Genomic DNA, 15888 nt, shown 5'->3' with positions numbered 1-15888 from the left:
TCGCGGGCTACGTGAGCAGAGACCCGTGGGTCGGGCCCGTAGGGTTGCCGCGTGGCGGCATTCTCGGGCACCCATCCCATCGTGGAGTTTGTGGTGCCCGGACGTCCCATCAGTGCACAGGCCAAGAACTCCACGCTCAAGAAGGACTGGCAGGATGACGTCGCGGCCGCGGCCAGCGCGGCCTTTGGATCCGCCCCGCCTGAGCCGGGAGCGCTTGCCGTGGTGATCGCCTACTACGAGCCGGGCAAGTGGCAGCTGGACTTGGACAACATGGCGAAGCCGATACTGGACGCCATGACGGGCATCGTCTGGAAGGACGACAAGCAGTTGACTGACGTGTACTGCGCGCGGCGGAACCTCGGCGGTGCGTACATCGTCCAGGGCATGAGCTCCGTGCTTGCGCCTGCCTTTGTGCATGGATCCCAGTTCGTCCACATCCGCGTCGTCACGCCGCCCGACCTCCAGGTGCTGCTATGAGCCAGGCGAGCATTCCTAGCTGGGAGCAGAAGGCACTCGCGTCGGCCCTCGAGTGGTACCTGAGTCAAGGATACGAAGTCCACGCGACGGCCTCGGACGAGGTGCCGCTCGAATTGAAGGGGCTCGGGACCATCGGCCAGCTCGCTGGCCTGGTTGACTTCGTGGCGACCCGGGGACGCGAAACCGTGTTCGTTGAGGTCCGGCGCACAGGCCCCGGCCAGGCTGAGCGTGATCAGAGCCTCGAGTCCTTCGCTCGCCGCGTGGAGGCTCTGCCCAACGCACGCCTGGACGTCATCTCGCTGCCACATCCGTTCGTTGGTCTGCCGACTCGCGCAGGACTGCTACAGGCGCTGACAACCGCCGAAACGCTCGTGTCTGACGGCGAAGAGCAGGCCTTCCTCCAAGGGGCCGTCGCCCTCGGCGGCATTGTTCTGGAAGGTGCGCTGCAGGTCATCGCTGCCCGGAATGCGGTGCATTCGAGTCGCGATGTGGGAATCGGCTCCCTCGCTGTTGAGCTCGAGGTCGAAGGCGTATTGGCTCCTGACGACGCCGCGATAGTCGAAGGCTTCGCCTCCATCAGGAACTCCGTCGTCCACCCACGTCTGGGCGGACGATCCCTCGACAGGGCCGAGGTTGATCGGAACCTCAGGAACGTTCGGCGGTTCGTCGACCTAGCGTTCATGGACACCAGCGAAGTTGTTGCCTCATTCAGCGAAACATTCGGGCCTGCCACGCGGACGGACGAGGGAGAGGCTGAGACCATCCTGACTCCTACCGCAGGGAACGAGACGAGCAGGACTGAAGGGAATGCCCGTTCGGAACTGCCAAGCATCGGGGTTGAGGACGAAGTACTTGATACGCGCACCATCATCGAGCGTTCCTACGCCAGCGTGCCTGAAGCCATCCGCGAGGAAGCCATCGGTGCGCTCAATGGGATCAGCCGGTTCTGGAAACTTTGGCCCCAGGAGTACTAGCTACGGTGGCTGAGACCAGCGTCTCGCATTCCGCGTAACGGGTTGAGTACGAGGCGACGGGAGAGTCGCGTGCTCGGCGCTATCCCGGTGTCGGGGTGAAACTGATTGGCCAGCACTCCAACGAGGTGCAAGAGCGGAACCATCGCTTCTCCGCCGAAGGAGCAGCGATCCTTCCACCGCCTGCCCCGCCATGACTCCCGACCAGCAAGGGAGCCAGGAGATCACCCGAGACCGCGTCGCAGCTTGGCGGCCGCTAACGGCTCTGGATCTGCGGAACGCGAGCGGCGCTCCCATCGTCCTACGCGTAATCACAGACGCTTCACTCATACTGGCCCTTCGGACTGGCGGTGGGGCAGTCCGCGACCTCAAGGGGAGCCGATGGACCAGGTTTTGCAGTACATCCCGGGTGTGGTGGGCTCTCTTGTTGCCCTCTCAATTTTGCCGCATTTCCGTCTGGTCGCGAGCCTTCGTAAGTCACTCAGCGCGGCCGTCGAGGTACTTCCAGCGACTACAACGACTTCAGTCGCTCGCCAAGAGATGCAGGAGTTCGTCGATGACCAAGCACTCCTCCTTGTGGCATACGAGAAGTACCCTGCAGCTACGCGGACTCAGATTCTATGGACGCTTTTCTCGGGTGCAAGTTTAGTTGTTACAGGTGCACTGCTTCTAAGTGATACGGCGACAACTCATAGCGAGATCCGAGCGGTTCTAAGCTGGTGCGGATTTATTACGCTGGCGTTTCTCTTCGCCGTCGTGAAGTCGTTCGATGGTTGGCAGCAGCGCGCAGCGGAACGCGTCGCCTTCCTTCGGTCTACCGCATCGGGCCGAGTCGATCTACGGATCCGCGCACAAGCAGACCATTGGGCATCATTCGGCATCATCGGTGGCGCGCTTATGTTGTCGGCGCCCGTCGTAGCCCTTCTGATCTGGAGCGCCATAGTGACTTGGCTCTACGGTGGAGCGACGGCGTTGCCCGGCATCGCTGATGCGCTTGGTCTAGCCGCAGTGTTCGGTTCCCTACTCACGGCTGTGTTCATCTTGAGCCGATGCCGTCTAACGCGAGCCCTTGCCTCTGAAGACAAAGAATTGAACGCTCTGCGGCCCAACATCCCCAGCGCGCGCCGAAGGCTCGTCGAGAGGAAGGGCGCAGCCGCCTTGAGTCACTCGCGCGGCCGACGGGCCGAGCCGCCTTCCAGCGTATAGGTGTTGAGTCATGGCGCGCGTACGCGCCCGCGCCCTGTCGGTGTGCGCTGACTGTCTTCCTGCAACCACACGCTGGGCGCGCGGCACCGCGCCCAGCAATCCGCAAACGTGAGTCTGTTCGCCGCCTGCCGGCGCAGCCCAAAATGTCCCTCGATGCCGTCAAGCCTGCGTCGACCGGTTCACCGTTGTGGTGTTGTTTGCACATGCAAAGGGGGCGGCGGGCTCGGGTGGGCGTTATCGCCATCCTGCTCGTCACTCTGGGGTGCTCTGACGCCGGAGCGCCCGACGGCCCGGCGCCCCCGTCTCCCGAGGTGGTGGCCGGCTCATCCGACAGCGCCGCCCACGGACGCAGCTCGGTGCCGTGGCCGATTGCCCCTGCTCGGATCGACCGGATCAGCAGCAAGCCTCCGAGGGCGGACTCGAAGCTGCCGAATGCGTTCCCACCTGACGACAGTGTCCTGCCCGATCTGCTCGCTGAGTCTCCCGGTAGAGCTTTGATGGCGTATCACCCGCGCGAGTCGTTCGATGACCGTGGTGCGTGGGAAGCCGAGACGGTGTTCTTCCTCGGGCTCGATGGCGAATGGCGCTCATTGAAGATGCAGAGCCTTGGACTGCCTGCCTCGACGCATCCCGGCGTGGACACCTATGGCGCCGGCGAACTATCACCTGACGGCACCACATGGGCCGCCCCCACCACTGCTGGCATCGTCCTGCTCGATCTGTTGACGGTCCGCCCTCGCGAGGTGGCGTTGCCGGGCGACCACACTCGCTACCTTCGGTGGCGGCCTGACGGCAGCCGCACCAACGTGATGCGGCTGCACGGCGCATCGACGCAAAAGACGTGGGCGCTCGACCCGCAAACGGAGAAGTTTCGACGCGCCTCCTACGTCCTACCTATCGACGGCTTCGCGGCGAACGGATCCGTCGTCACGTTCACGCGCCGCGGAGACAAGACCGTCCGCACCGTTCATCGCGACCAAGCGAAGTTGCGGACAGTAGTTGCACTACCTCACCTCCTGGCCCGGCGCGGAGCAGCAGTGGGGCGAGACCACGCCGTCTTTGGCTACAACCGCGAGCTCGTGGCCGTCGAGATGCGGTCTTGGGCGCCGGTCGCTCGACTGAGACTCGGCCGGGGCGAGGCTGCAGGTTGGCCGCGCGGATGGTTGGACGATGACACCCTCTGGTTCTACGAGTCCACCCGCGGCCTGATCACCTGGAACGTCGATGACGGCCAAACTCGGGCGCTGACCAGAGTGGCGCCTGCGGCTCGGCCAGACACGTATTGGAGCGCCAGCGTCGCCGTTGATCTTCTGCGCTGAACGGATATTACGTCGCTCTGAAGAGTGCGTCTTTGCGCCGCTTGCCAGCGCCATCGGTCCTTGCGACTGATGACGCTGGTCGGGCCACAGTCAGAGTGGAGGCACGCGCCGCCACGTCCTGCAAAACCGTCGCACAGACGGTCATACAGGATTGGGCGAGGCCGACTCTGTCAGGCCTTACGCGCACGACCGGTGCCGCTAAGTGTTCGGGCAGAGTCGGCCGTGCCCACCAGACCACTGGCCGGCGGGCCGCCCAGGACCCCGCCACGATACCGCCGGTAGGCGGTGCTCCAGTCGCACCAGCAACGCGCAGCTCAGCACAGGCGATGCGGGTTGTTACATGGGACTGCGCCTAGGTGGAGTCGTGTCCCCAGCCGGTTCCGACCCCAATCGACGGCAGACATCCGTCCTGCGGGAGCAGGACTGTTGCGCAGCAGGCGAGCGGTCATGGGCGCACGAATTACGAAGTTCGTCGGCAAATCTGTCACGACATCGCTCGGGGAGCGAAATGGATCCCGCAGCAGTTTGTCGTAGCAGATAATTCTGCTTACCGTTGCAGCCCGTCTTTATCCGTAGGGGAACGTCACGTAGGTGATGTATACACCCAAGCCAGCCACTAGTCCACCCCACAGGGCCGCTTGCGGTAATAGCCAAGTCCCGAAGATGCGCTCAAAGGTGCGCGTCTGAGTTGTAACGGCATAAGCGCCGAAAATGCAAGGAACCGCAGCGATTAGCATGAATATGATAAGCAGGGACAGTACATCCGCTCTTGCGTCTGTGAAGTTCCACAATAGGAAGTAGTATCCTGCCACCACGGCCGTCGGAAAGAGCAAGAAAAAGTTCAGCGAGCCGATCTTCGTTCGGGGACTAAGCGGAGGGTCTTGAGCGGGTACCGGCGCCATAGCTGAATGCTCAAGCGCGTCTATCCGCCGCTCGAGAGCTATTGGGTCTGTCTGTGGTGCGGCCTCAACGACTCGCCTGAATTGGGCGACTTCTTCGGTCAAGGCGGTTAGACGCGCCTCGAGTTGTCGGATGGCGGACGAATTGTTTGCATGACGGTACCGGTTCAGCGCAAAACGAAACTTGTCTGCGCCTTGAAAGTTTATTCGTTGTGGTTCGGGTGACCCTTCCCGGTTGAGTCGCGCCTTGAGCTCCTGAAAAAGAGTTTCAATTGTGAGTTCGTCTGCTTCGGCGTCAATTCCCCGCTCCAGAGTCTCCAATAGTGCGCCGGTGAACGCGGTATAGCGAGCGCCAGCAGGTGCTGACGCGGCTTTCGTGGCCGGCGCGGACGCCATCGCATAGGTGCCTGTTACATCGACGCTCGCGCGCACGACGTCCGCCTCGCCGCTCATGATGTCGATGGCTCGGCCACTGAAACAACAATCCAGGATGAGAATCTTTGTCTTTGCGGGCGAACTGCGAATCGCCCGCTTCACTGTATCGATGGGGAGGGACGAGTACTCTCCGCTAACGTGTTTAGTCTTCGGCGTACTCAACAAAAGATTAGCAGTCTCGCCGATGAGGCCGTGGCCGGCATAGTAGACGAGTAGCATGTCCTCGGCGGCGGCCGCGGTCTCCGCAAGCTGCTCCGCGATGGTAGACGGCTCTTCGACATCGAGAAGTTTAACGATGTTGGCTAGAGGGATGCCGACGATGTCTTCCGCCGCGAGCGCCCGCTCAAGGTCCTGGACATTGTTTACGACGGAAGGGAGGTCGGGCAAGTTCTGCTCATCGCGGGGGAATCGGCTTGCGCCTATCAGGACCGCCCTTGCACCAGCGGGATCGAAAGAAGGCATTTGCGAGGCGCTACCTGTCGGTGGTCAATTTGGTTGCCAGACCATCTACGTCGTCAACATTTGAAGCATCCACCTCAAACTCTCTGCCATCTTCAGTTTTGATACGAACCGATACCTTTCCGGTACGGCTCTTGATCCAGGTCCTGATCGTAAGGAGCAGAGCTGTCACCGCCGGGGTTGTCGCCACGACCGCCTCTACGTACTCAGCAACGCCCATCTCCTCTGGTGACGGCGCATGAGACCTTTTCGCTACCTGCGTCTCCGTCGGGCGATCCGCTCGGAGCCAATCGATCAACTCCCCTACGAGGCGGGCGTCGTCGGAAGAATTGGGTGCTTGTGGGGTGAGGTCGAACTTCATTCTACCCAGCCCTTTCTGATCGTTCCGAGCTCATTGAGCCTTGGGACTGTCATCCCGGTTGCACCATCTTGTCATCGTTGATGCGCACCCGCTAGCGCCCGCGGTGGGAGTCACTGGCGGAATCGGCCCCCTCCGCCTGTGCCGCGAAGAACTCGGCCCTCACTCAGGGGACCGCCTCCGCCAATCCGACCTCTTGATCCATGGCCATCCCCCTGTCGATGCGCTTCGTTGGGTAGTAATCGTTCGAGCACGCCCGGCCGTCATGGAAGCTCGTCCAAGCTCACTCAACCGCCGGCTCGTCCTCTGAACGATTGCTCTGAGTGATTGAGCGGTGCCATTCCTCGTCGACGTATTGGATGTTCGGCGGCAACCGTCGGGCATATTCCGGGTCCGCTTTGATGCGGTGTCGGACGCTGGCGTGGACGCGGGGGCGGGTGTGTAGTCGGCGACGGGACCGTCCCATCAATTTCCAAGGTCCACCCATGACATGCAGCGGTGCGGCCGCCAGGTCCCAAGTCAGCAGTTTGCGCAGCTCCGCAGCACGGTGCTCGTCGACGTAGAGGTCGTGCTCGCACGCCTCGTCGATCATCCAAAGGAGCGGTATCAACGAGACCGGCTGTTCGTCTTTGAACATCGCTCCGACGTTCGAATGGACACCTGGGAACCACACTTCTTCGACGTTCCCGCGTGGAGGCGGAGTCGTGTGCGTACGCAAGCGTTCGCGGGATCCGATCCAGTAGGGGCGGTAGGCGCGTCGAACCTCGTCGATGGCAAGAGCATGTCGAATGACAGATACATGCGGCAGGATCGAGGTATACGGCAGGGTGATCTGGCGGCGCAGGGTGCCGATGGCGTTGACCGTGTCCCAGAGACCTAGGAAGTGCACGGCTACGTGGTCGTTGCCCTCAGAGTTTCCCTGTCCGCTCAGTAGGGCGGCGTACTGACGAGCCAGAGCCCAGTCGATCGTTTTGTCGTCGACCCGACGTACGTAGTGGTTCACAGCATGCGGCACGAGGTTTTCGGTGCCTCGCCTGAAGACCCCGAACATGTCGAGCATGCCGACGACGGCGCGCGCGGTATAGGCGCCACGACTGAAACCGAAGAGGTAGATGCGATCCCCAGGCTCGTAGACCGACATCAGGAACCGGTAGGCGTCTCCCAAGTTCTGGCGGAAGCCAAATCCGAAACCCAATCCGAGGAGCCGGGTGAGGCTGCGACCAACAGGCGTCCAAGTCCCCGGAGAGCTGAAGGTGCCCACCCCCGGCTGATAGTAGGACACCTGCTGGTGAGGGAGGTCCTTTCGCAGCACGCCGTAAAGCCTCAGAACGTTGCTCTGCTCGGCTTTGATCGTGTTGTTGGTGCCGTCGAGGCAGAGCACTACGTTCTTGCTCACGACAGATCCTGACTCATTCAGAGCTTGAAGTCCGGAGGAGGGAGTCGCATTTCCACCTGGGTTCCCCGCTCCGCTGGAGCGAGTTGCAGGTCTGCGAGCGCCTGTTCCTGCAGCCAGTAGCCGCGAATCAGAATGATGGAGCCGAGCGCAATCCGGGTGTAGAGCACGCGGCCCAAAGGCACTAGTGCTCCTTGTTGTGAGCGCCAGGATCCCCCGGCAGCCGAGTCGGGTGCATACAGCAGCGGCGACTGGGTGCTTTCGTTGACGCCGTCCCAATGCTGCAACATGAAGGTGGCACGGTGGTCAGCGTCGCCCACCCAATCAACCTCGCGAACAACCAAACAGTGCCCGACTCGCGTCAACACCTCCTCGCCGGCAGCCACCTCGGGGAACCAACGGCTCATGGTCGGCGGCCCGGACGCGTCGCCGCGAAGCTCGATGAATGTCCACTGATGCGGCTCGATCATTCGGCGACCTCACTATCCGAGAGAAGTCCGCGCTGCCATGGCGCCTGCCTACAGCATCGCCGCTCGACAGCACCGTGGCTAGAAGTAATCTCATACGAACTTGGATCCACCTGCTACGCGCGGCACGGTGCGTTTTTCCGCCGCCGAACAGGCGGTGGACGCTTCCCGGTCGATTCTCGGGTAGCTCTCGGCGCCCTGCCCGAGAAGCGCACGCGAGCCGGGATGGCAACCCCGTGCGACCTGGGACGGCATGCGGCAAGTCTGTGGCGTTGGCTCGCGGTGGCGGCCCATCGGCGTGAGAGCAACCGCGCGTGCTCGTGGGCTTTCCATCTAATGCGGCTCAGTTCGGCGCGACATTGTCGATTTTGGGGCCATGCGACTCGCCGCACGCACGACCGCGGGATGCTCCCAACCCTCCTGGCCCGTTGTCTCTACGGACGCAGATCGGCAGGTCGACAGTCTCCCGGGCGGACGTGGTCCTCGCTATCATCGAGGCACGGCACTCCATCCATGAGCCCGAGCGTTTTGACGTCCGACGCTGAACGGGACTAGTGAACCGGGGGAAGATATGGCACTCGACATGTTCTTGGACCTCGGCCCGGTGAAGGGCGAATCGAAGGACAAGGAGCATGCCGGAAAGATCGACATCCTCGCGTGGTCGTGGGGCGTGAGCAATTCAGGTTCGCCTCAAACTGGCCGCGGTGGCGGCTCCACGAAGGCGGACTTCCAAGACATCGCCATCACCAAGCACGTCGACCTGTCGTCGGCGGAGCTGTTGAAGTCGGTGTCACTCGGGACCCACTTCCCTGAGGCGAGGATCATCGTTCGCAAGGCCGGGGCCAACGGCAAGCTCGAGTACTACAGCATCGGCATGAAGGACGTGAGGGTCACCAGCTATCAGACCGGAGGGTCTGGCGGTGAAGACCTACTGACCGAGTCGGTGACGTTGGCCTTCGCTTCAATTGAGGTGAAGTATCACGCGCAGAACCCCAAGGGCCGAAAAGCGGGGGCGAGCACGTTCGACCACAACCTTCAAGACAACACGCCCCCCTGAGACGCCGAGCCGGGTCGATGCTTGCGCCGGCGGCCACACCATCACCGCATCAGCGTCGGGCCGCGAAGCCTGCGTCCTTTTGCCGCCTGTCGGCGCTGCGGGACCCGCACCTGCGGGTCCGACGGGAATGTTCTTCTGCCAAGCACTCTGCTGTCGCTGATGACCGAGTCCCGGCTGCACTATGACGCCGCGGCCGGTCCGATGGGGATAGGACAATTACGCGTGCGTGTGACTGGCGCCAGAGCAGGTCGACCAGCCCGAGGGCCCCAGGCCGCGGTCTCTCAATGGTTGATCTGCGACTTGTCGTGTGCTTCCGGGGGATGCCCTGTATCGACACTCTTGACCTTGCCGCAGTACAAGCACTTGTGGTGGGCCTCGCCAGTCATGTCGCTGACGAGCGGCTCCCAAGAATGCCAACCCACTTTGCACCGAATGCTCTCGAAAATGCTCACTGCCTCACTCCTCACTGCTCATCGTCAGTGTGCGCTTGGTTGCAACGGCCAACAAGACCCACTTCGGCCGGTCACCTGGCCGACGATGCCGCCAGCGTCGTAGGCAACGACGCTTGAAACCGACCCACGGTCAGCCCCAGGACGAGGTCAACGAGGGCGCCGCCATTGAGGGCTGGCCACAGGTGTCTGGACTGGGACGCCGTCGCCCCGCTCCTCGGTGCGGCATTCCGCCGCCTATCGGCAGAGGTTCGGAACTACCAGCCTCCGAGTGCTTTGCGACCGGGAGGCGGATGCCCCTCGTCAGGTGGGGTGACCCTGTAACCCATCGTCTCGAGCTGTGCCGCGGCCTCCTCGGGAAGTGCTCTACAAGCGGTTCGGGTCTGCACACGCCGCCATTCGGCGCGTTCGCGATCAACGGCAGTACGCCACGTGTCGAGCGCATCGAAGCGGCAATCGACGATTAGAAATTGGACAACGTCTTCGAGGTTGGGTCGGAAGCGGGCGCCGCCGGTGGGCAGATGCAATGCAGACATGTTGTGGGGCCGGGGATGGCCGGTCTGCGAGAGCAGATGCGCGAGAGCTCCCCGCTCCCCATGAACCTGGATGTGCGAATGAGGGACCCAGTCGGCGTCGTACAGGTACTCGAACCGAAAGATTGGCGTCGAGTCCACGCCGGCGACCACCCAGATCTTGGACTTGTCGACCGCTAGGTATGTGAGAGTCGCGTCGAGTCGGCAGAGCACATCGATAGGCAGCGAGGCGAGACGTTGACCTCGGGCGAGCAAGGGGATGCCGCCTCGCTTGTCGGTCTGGCCCTCGGGAGCGAGGCTTGCACGCGTTCCCTTGATGACCAGTTCCATCGCAGGCGCATCTTCGAAGCATTCTTGGAGAAGCTGGGTCGTGGCGTCGCCGAAGTTCGCTGCTTGATCGAGGAGCTCTTGAGGCGGTTGGTCAGTCACGGCCGAGGAGATAGTCGATGTCTTCAATCTCGGACCAGGCGGACCACTCGCGGCCCGCAAGTCCACCCTGCTCGACCTTCGCTTCGAGTTCCTCCCTCGTGATCCCGATCTCTTGCAGGATCTCGGCGCGACGTGCGAGGAGGTCGCCCTCGGTAACTCTGCGGATCTTGGTGGTCATGTCTGCAGACTAGCCGCGGCCACTGACAGACCCACGGACATCGCATCACATGTTCTCGACCGTCCGCCGGTGCGCTTTCGACTGGGTCGCTACGCGCAGGCGGCGCCCTTCGCACCCTCCATCTCGGGGTGCTTCTCTCAGCCTTTAAGCCGAGGACTCAATCTCGAAGGACGCCAGGCGGCACCTGCTGCTAACGAGGTCGAGTGCGGTCGCGTCCTTCCCCAAACATGCAGAAACATGTCGTGCTCTACGACGCGCGCAAGGCCGAGTGATGAACTGATAGACGGCTCGCGCGGGGCGGCGCATCTTCGCAGCGCAGTCGGTGGGACAGACCGGGTTGAGCGCACCGCGACGCTCAGGACCACGTGCGGGGCAGTGAGGAGAGCAGTCTCGGCCGAGCGAGTCTCTCTTGACGGACGGTCGTACCTGGCAGTCCAGCGAGTACTCGGCATCGACGTGGCGCCGGAAGGTCGGCTGCTTGTAAGCGCTCATGTGCGCCTCCAGTGGTGGTCATGGTGCGCACGGTGCCCGCGAGGACTGCCGTGATATTGAGTCAGCCCGTTCGTCACTCTCCACAAGCGAGTCGGTCGTACTCCCGAGCACGCGCGAACTGGTCACCGAAGTCTCCCTGCCCGCTCTGCGCCGAAATTTGCGAGCACTGATACGAGCGGTATGCCGACGGACCCCAGAACACTAGAGCGGTTGCGAGCGCCGATGCGAACATGACCACCGCGAAAGTGTCGTTCTTCCACTCAACATTTGCCTCTGAGGCTCTGGAGAACCCCAGCCCCGCAAGGATGAACGGAATGGCTAGGGTGCCGAGGGCGAAGACGGGGCCGAGAGCCGCGATTGCCGCGAACCATCTCGACATTAGGCCGGGTGCCCTTTCGGGCAGCGATCACGTCCCGGTTCGATCTCGCGACTGCACTCAGCGCAGGTCCTGAACTGCCGGTCGCGCCCGCGGGCTGCTCTGAATACGTCTTTCAGGCTCTGGCCTGTGCGGTCTATTCCGTCCTCTAGTTCCCGACGCCGTCGGCGATCACCAAAGAATCCCATGTCGAAACCTCCGCCCGTTTCTCGCCACCGTGCTCCCCGATTGGCCGTCGCGAATCACCAAAGGTGGTGAGGTTTGTCAGTGCGTTATGCGCGGTGCTCGGGCTCGGAGTCCCCGGCACCAGGACGGCAGGTGTTCGCGGTGGCGCGAACAGGCCGAGCGTGGCTTAACAGTCTTCTCAAGCACCGCAACCCCCGCCTCGAACGAAACGATGACAGGGGCGCGTCCGCGCTCCTGTCGACGATCCGCGCGTAGCTGCCCAGCGTCACTCCGCCGCGTGATGGCGTGCCTGAGTTACCGGATCTGCCGAGATCCGGAAACACCGTGGCTCGCGCCCAGCGACTGGCGTTGGTCGGGAACCGATACCCGGCCGGGTGCGTCTACACGTCGTGACCAGACGCCGTGCCGCGACCGCCACATTCTTCGTTGTTGCGTGCGCCTCGCTTGCTGGCTGTGGCGATCAGACGGAATCAGACCCGGCTGAGGATGCCACCTGGTCCGAAACCGGCGTGGAGACGACGCTCCCAAGGTCGTACGCGTTCAAGTTGACATCCTCATGCGGGGAGCGAGGCCTGATCGGGGACTACCGGGTCACCGTGCGCGACGGACAAGTGAGCGACGTCGACAACCTCAACGACGACTATCCATACGAGCCGACGTTCGCTGAGGTGCCAACCCTGCAAGACCTTGCTGACTTGGCTGAGTCCGCACGACCCGACGAGGTCGTCGAATACGTGGTGGACGAGGTGGGTGTCCCTCGGTCGCTCAGCCTGGACCCCACTCCCAATGGCGTCGACGACGAGGAATGCTACGAGGTCGCCGACCTCCTGCCGCTGCCCTGAACAAGGGGTGTGGACCCATGTCGAACGCACTCATCTGCCGCGAACCGTGCATCCGCGGCTTGTGGCGCAAACCTCTAGGTTTGCATCGAGGGATAGGCGTACACAACGTCTCGCGTATTCGTCGCTGCCTGACACTCGGCGATGGAACCCCCGAACTCCGCCCCGAACCACGACGTGAAATCTGTGTCGTCGGAGTAGTAGGCGCCGCCACCTTCGAAGTGGCCGCCAACCCTGGCCGGAGGGGCGTCTGCAAACGGCGGAGCGTCGAAGGTCACCGCCTCCTCCGTGTCGTCCCATGTCGCGCCGTAGGGCCACACCACAAGGTTTGGGCCGACGAAGAGACAGCCGTCACGCAGGCTCAGTTCCCCGGACACCTGTGCTTCGGGGTAAGCATTGGCGCGCTCGGGCTGCGCGATCACCGGTGAGTCAGCGTCCGCACTCGGGTTCGCCCGTGCAGGACTGGTTTCATCGCCGCAGGCGGTAACTCCCAGGACGGCGCACGCAGAAAGAAGTACGCAGGCGATCCCCTTGATTCGAGGTCTCGGCACGGTCACCCCATACTTTGAACAAGTCTTTGCAGCGAGTGTGGCGTAGTAACCGCCCTGCTCGGCGGGGCCGTTATCGGATCGATGCAGACGCGTGCCGGTGCGTGCCAGTGCACGGATCTGCCGCTGATGGTGCGCGTCTCCGGCGATGAGCGCTGCTCTGGAGCCGCATGTGAGGGGATTCAACTCCGTGCTTTCATCAGTTCCGATGCGCCCCCTGCGTCAGTACCGTGCTGCCCCGTACCCCGCTCCGGGTAAGCGGCTGCCACCAGCCTTGGCACGTGGAGCCGGAGCTGCATCCTGGACGTATGCCCGACCTGGACAACCGGATCCGCGAGGCTGCGCTGCCACGCGATCACACTCCGCGATGGTGGGCGCCATGGCTGCTGCTCGCGATCGCGACCTCCCTCCCCGCTTCGTTCGCGGTCTCCATGCTGATGCCCTACTACGTCAACGACCTCGACCGGTTCCCGCTCGACGAGATGCCTTGGGGCATCGACTACATGGAGCTGTGGCCGTACGACACCGCATGGAGCTTCCCGGTCGGGCTGGCCGGGATCTACGCGATTGTGGCCGGGCCGATGGTGGCAATCGGGATCCTGCTGTGGGTCGGTTTCTGGTGGTCCGCGCGGGGCGGTGCAGCGACCTGGACGGCGCGGGTCGTCACGATGCTGGCCGTCGCGATCACGGTTAGCACCATCACGTGGCTGGTCACCTCGTCGCTAGCCTCGACGCTCGTGTCGTGGTTCCTGGACTGAGACCTCCCGACCGAGTACGGATGGGTCTGATCGTGCGAAGGAGGCATCGATCTGCCCGTGGATCGCTCGTGCGTGCAGCAATCGACCTTCGGTGATCCTGCCGCAGCCGGCCCGCCAGGGATACACAGACTGAAGACCGATGCTTCGAGGTCCGAACTGCCCTCTCAGGGGTTGACGATCCTCACAGTCATTCCGCCGCCTTTCGGCGTCACCAGGCGAGGCGTCTAGCTTTGCCGCCGACAACGCGCGAGGCGTCGGAGCTCGAGACCGAAGGGCCGCCAGGGGCGTGTGAGACCAACTGGTCGCCGGACGGCACCCAGATCGCGTTCGTCGCATCTTCCGGCGACCCGGACGCCACGGACCCGGTGCTCTGGAACGAGGACATCTGGGCGATGGAGGCCGACGGAACGCATGCGTGGAAGGTGGTCACCACTGAAGGCAATGACGACTGAATGCCGACCTGGTCGCCGGAAAGCGAACATCTGATGTTCACTGCTGACGCGACCGAGGACGAGGGCGAGATCGCCCGTGTCGACCTGACGAGTGGCGACGTGGTCGCGTTGACCGACGACGAGGCCCACGATGTGATGACGTCCTGGCGCCCCGCCGACTAGGTGTACGCAGCCCGCACCACCTACCCGGTCCGACAAGGTCCCTTGGCTCATCGGAGGCGTACGCGCAGACCGACTCGCGATCTGCGGACTTGCGTGCTTGAACCAAAGGTCAGACCCCCACTACACGGACGCAAGGGGAGGCGCTGATGGCCGAGCCGTCCACAACGCCGTCCTGCCGCTCATCGGCGACCTCGAGTCCCGCGGCCTGCTGCGACCACCACGCGTCCTGCCCCGATACCGCACGACCCGGCCGCGCACGACAACCTCGCCCGCGCGGCCGGCACCGAAGACCTCAGCACACTTCTGGGGTCAGCCGCAACGGCTGTCTGGCCCAATGCCCGACGGAAGTTTCGTCGGTTGCTGCGAGCCCAATGGCGTTTGTTCAACACAGAATGACTTCGAGCAAGAGCCAGACAGTCGGTACGAGCAGAAGCGCCATGTCGTGGCCGGACGTGTTGTTCCCTTTCGGATGCCGATAATGGGTCACTACGCCGCGCTCACCCGCCTCGCGTCGTGCGCTGCACCTCCTTCAGGGTGAAGACCTATCGTGCGTTCAGCGCGGCAGGGTCAAGATTTCGCGCAGGCAACGGCAATTCCGCCCGCTGGGGTCTGCGCATCTTTAGCATCCGACGCCATGGGGGATCGACGACGGACAGTTGTGGCACGCCTACGCAAGGCCGCCGAGGGCGGCAGCATCAGCCTGGCCGTGCTGGTATCGACTCTGGCCCTGTTATCAGGCACGCTGGCGGCCAGCACGGCGGCTGAACCGCCGGTGCAGGTAACCCTCACCGACTCCCCTCGCTACATTTACCCGGTCTTGTCCGACGCCGAGGAGTCTGTGTCTTACAGCTTCTATCTCAACCGACCGGCGAACGTGACGGCGATAGTCCGCGATGCCGACTTGGGCGTCGTCCGGACGCTACTCACCGGGGTGTCGGTGCCGAGCGGGTCTCGCTACTATGCCTGGGACTTCCGCGACGGAACCGGGCAGCCCGTGGAGGACGGCGCCTACACGATCGATATCACTGCGACGGCCAGCGATGGGACAACATCCGACGTCACCCAGTCGACGGGGATCAACCGCCTCGGCAAGCCGGCGATCTCCGGCGTGGGTGACGACGCCGAGGTTTCGGGCACGCTTTCGCTCGCCGTGCAACCTCCCGCATCCCTCCCTGTCACCAGCATGCGGTTCCGCGCCGGCACATCGACAAATAGCAGCTACTGCGTCGATGGCGGAGCCACGGCGGCTGGAGCAGACGGCGCCTTCCGGGACGACCTTTCTGTGGACGAGTGCGGCGCGGGCACCCGGGTCGTGTTCGCGCAGATGTCGTGGAAGGACCCGCTCGGCGCGTCACACTCCGGCACCACCCGCAGCGTCCCGGTCACCGTGGTGGACGCGGTAGCGCCTGTGGTCACCACCCCCGAACCGGCCACGACCTACCGCT

At 63.4% G+C, this 15888-nt stretch carries 16 protein-coding genes; 9 read left to right on the top strand and 7 right to left on the bottom strand.

Features of this window, described 5'->3' with window-relative positions; all coding sequences use genetic code 11:
- Positions 1 to 51: 51 nt before the first annotated feature.
- From ACFQW6_RS03540 to ACFQW6_RS03530, 3 genes are all read left to right on the top strand, one after another.
- On the top strand, positions 52 to 477 hold the full coding sequence (locus tag ACFQW6_RS03540; protein ID WP_378541355.1) for a RusA family crossover junction endodeoxyribonuclease: 426 nt from the start codon (positions 52 to 54) through the stop codon (positions 475 to 477).
- Positions 474 to 1451 carry a hypothetical protein gene (locus ACFQW6_RS03535; RefSeq protein WP_378541353.1) on the top strand — a complete coding sequence of 326 codons (978 nt, stop codon included), beginning with the start codon at positions 474 to 476 and terminating at the stop codon, positions 1449 to 1451. The genes ACFQW6_RS03540 and ACFQW6_RS03535 overlap by 4 nt, the downstream gene beginning before the upstream one ends.
- A 1430-nt stretch (positions 1452 to 2881) precedes the next feature.
- Complete coding sequence (locus ACFQW6_RS03530) at positions 2882 to 3973, top strand: hypothetical protein (RefSeq protein WP_378541351.1); 1092 nt, start codon at positions 2882 to 2884, stop codon at positions 3971 to 3973.
- 566 nt (positions 3974 to 4539) lie between these two features.
- On the opposite strand, the gene ACFQW6_RS03525 is transcribed toward ACFQW6_RS03530, so the two are convergent.
- The 4 genes from ACFQW6_RS03525 to ACFQW6_RS03510 form a co-directional block, all read right to left on the bottom strand.
- Positions 4540 to 5769, bottom strand: coding sequence for a caspase domain-containing protein (locus ACFQW6_RS03525; protein ID WP_378541349.1), 1230 nt, complete (start codon positions 5767 to 5769; stop codon positions 4540 to 4542).
- Positions 5770 to 5779: 10 nt separating this feature from the next.
- On the bottom strand, positions 5780 to 6127 hold the full coding sequence (locus ACFQW6_RS03520) for a hypothetical protein (RefSeq protein WP_378541347.1): 348 nt from the start codon (positions 6125 to 6127) through the stop codon (positions 5780 to 5782).
- A gap of 280 nt (positions 6128 to 6407) precedes the next feature.
- Positions 6408 to 7520 (bottom strand): DUF2235 domain-containing protein, encoded by a 1113-nt coding sequence (locus ACFQW6_RS03515; RefSeq protein ID WP_378541345.1) that lies wholly within the window; start codon positions 7518 to 7520, stop codon positions 6408 to 6410.
- Between the two features lie 17 nt (positions 7521 to 7537).
- Complete coding sequence (locus ACFQW6_RS03510; protein WP_378541343.1) at positions 7538 to 7987, bottom strand: hypothetical protein; 450 nt, start codon at positions 7985 to 7987, stop codon at positions 7538 to 7540.
- A gap of 568 nt (positions 7988 to 8555) precedes the next feature.
- On the opposite strand from ACFQW6_RS03510, the gene ACFQW6_RS03505 reads away from it, so the two are divergent.
- The gene (locus ACFQW6_RS03505; protein ID WP_378541341.1) at positions 8556 to 9041 is read left to right on the top strand and encodes an Hcp family type VI secretion system effector; all 486 of its coding nucleotides are present in this window, start codon (positions 8556 to 8558) and stop codon (positions 9039 to 9041) included.
- Positions 9042 to 9747: 706 nt separating this feature from the next.
- Here ACFQW6_RS03505 and ACFQW6_RS03500 read toward each other — a convergent pair.
- Together ACFQW6_RS03500 and ACFQW6_RS03495 are read right to left on the bottom strand one after the other, a co-directional pair.
- The gene (locus tag ACFQW6_RS03500; RefSeq protein ID WP_378541339.1) at positions 9748 to 10452 is read right to left on the bottom strand and encodes a hypothetical protein; all 705 of its coding nucleotides are present in this window, start codon (positions 10450 to 10452) and stop codon (positions 9748 to 9750) included.
- Positions 10445 to 10630, bottom strand: a complete 186-nt coding sequence (locus ACFQW6_RS03495; RefSeq protein WP_378541337.1) for a hypothetical protein — start codon at positions 10628 to 10630, stop codon at positions 10445 to 10447. The genes ACFQW6_RS03500 and ACFQW6_RS03495 overlap by 8 nt, the downstream gene beginning before the upstream one ends.
- A 1563-nt stretch (positions 10631 to 12193) precedes the next feature.
- On the opposite strand from ACFQW6_RS03495, the gene ACFQW6_RS03490 reads away from it, so the two are divergent.
- A complete protein-coding gene (locus ACFQW6_RS03490; RefSeq protein WP_378541336.1) occupies positions 12194 to 12526 on the top strand; it encodes a DUF6174 domain-containing protein in 333 nt (110 codons plus the stop codon).
- A gap of 74 nt (positions 12527 to 12600) precedes the next feature.
- Here the strand turns inward: ACFQW6_RS03490 and ACFQW6_RS03485 are convergent, their stop codons facing one another.
- Positions 12601 to 12945 (bottom strand): hypothetical protein, encoded by a 345-nt coding sequence (locus ACFQW6_RS03485; protein WP_378541334.1) that lies wholly within the window; start codon positions 12943 to 12945, stop codon positions 12601 to 12603.
- A gap of 434 nt (positions 12946 to 13379) precedes the next feature.
- On the opposite strand from ACFQW6_RS03485, the gene ACFQW6_RS03480 reads away from it, so the two are divergent.
- The 4 genes from ACFQW6_RS03480 to ACFQW6_RS03465 form a co-directional block, all read left to right on the top strand.
- The gene (locus ACFQW6_RS03480; protein WP_378541332.1) at positions 13380 to 13829 is read left to right on the top strand and encodes a hypothetical protein; all 450 of its coding nucleotides are present in this window, start codon (positions 13380 to 13382) and stop codon (positions 13827 to 13829) included.
- A gap of 230 nt (positions 13830 to 14059) precedes the next feature.
- Positions 14060 to 14281: a hypothetical protein gene (locus tag ACFQW6_RS03475; RefSeq protein WP_378541330.1), complete on the top strand. Its 222-nt coding sequence runs from the start codon at positions 14060 to 14062 to the stop codon at positions 14279 to 14281.
- The gene (locus ACFQW6_RS03470; RefSeq protein ID WP_378541328.1) at positions 14282 to 14443 is read left to right on the top strand and encodes a hypothetical protein; all 162 of its coding nucleotides are present in this window, start codon (positions 14282 to 14284) and stop codon (positions 14441 to 14443) included. It abuts the gene before it with no gap.
- 634 nt (positions 14444 to 15077) lie between these two features.
- Positions 15078 to 15888: FlgD immunoglobulin-like domain containing protein (locus ACFQW6_RS03465; protein ID WP_378541326.1), on the top strand; the 811-nt coding region annotated here is incomplete at its 3' end.

Origin of the sequence: Nocardioides sp. GCM10028917 (assembly GCF_042666175.1) — a bacterium.
Lineage (GTDB): Bacteria > Actinomycetota > Actinomycetes > Propionibacteriales > Nocardioidaceae > Nocardioides.
The sequence above is the reverse complement of the archived record's forward strand: the minus strand, read 5'-3'. Positions and strand labels throughout refer to the sequence as shown.

Bases quoted from the DNA above. Each gene is read 5' to 3' on its own strand.
- ACFQW6_RS03525 (WP_378541349.1), bottom strand. From the start codon at position 5,769: ATGCCTTCTTTCGATCCCGCTGGTGCAAGGGCGGTCCTGATAGGCGCA.
- ACFQW6_RS03480 (WP_378541332.1), top strand. From the start codon at position 13,380: ATGCCCGACCTGGACAACCGGATCCGCGAGGCTGCGCTGCCACGCGAT.
- ACFQW6_RS03535 (WP_378541353.1), top strand. From the start codon at position 474: ATGAGCCAGGCGAGCATTCCTAGCTGGGAGCAGAAGGCACTCGCGTCG.
- ACFQW6_RS03495 (WP_378541337.1), bottom strand. From the start codon at position 10,630: ATGACCACCAAGATCCGCAGAGTTACCGAGGGCGACCTCCTCGCACGT.
- ACFQW6_RS03520 (WP_378541347.1), bottom strand. From the start codon at position 6,127: ATGAAGTTCGACCTCACCCCACAAGCACCCAATTCTTCCGACGACGCC.
- ACFQW6_RS03510 (WP_378541343.1), bottom strand. From the start codon at position 7,987: ATGATCGAGCCGCATCAGTGGACATTCATCGAGCTTCGCGGCGACGCG.
- ACFQW6_RS03470 (WP_378541328.1), top strand. From the start codon at position 14,282: ATGCCGACCTGGTCGCCGGAAAGCGAACATCTGATGTTCACTGCTGAC.
- ACFQW6_RS03505 (WP_378541341.1), top strand. From the start codon at position 8,556: ATGGCACTCGACATGTTCTTGGACCTCGGCCCGGTGAAGGGCGAATCG.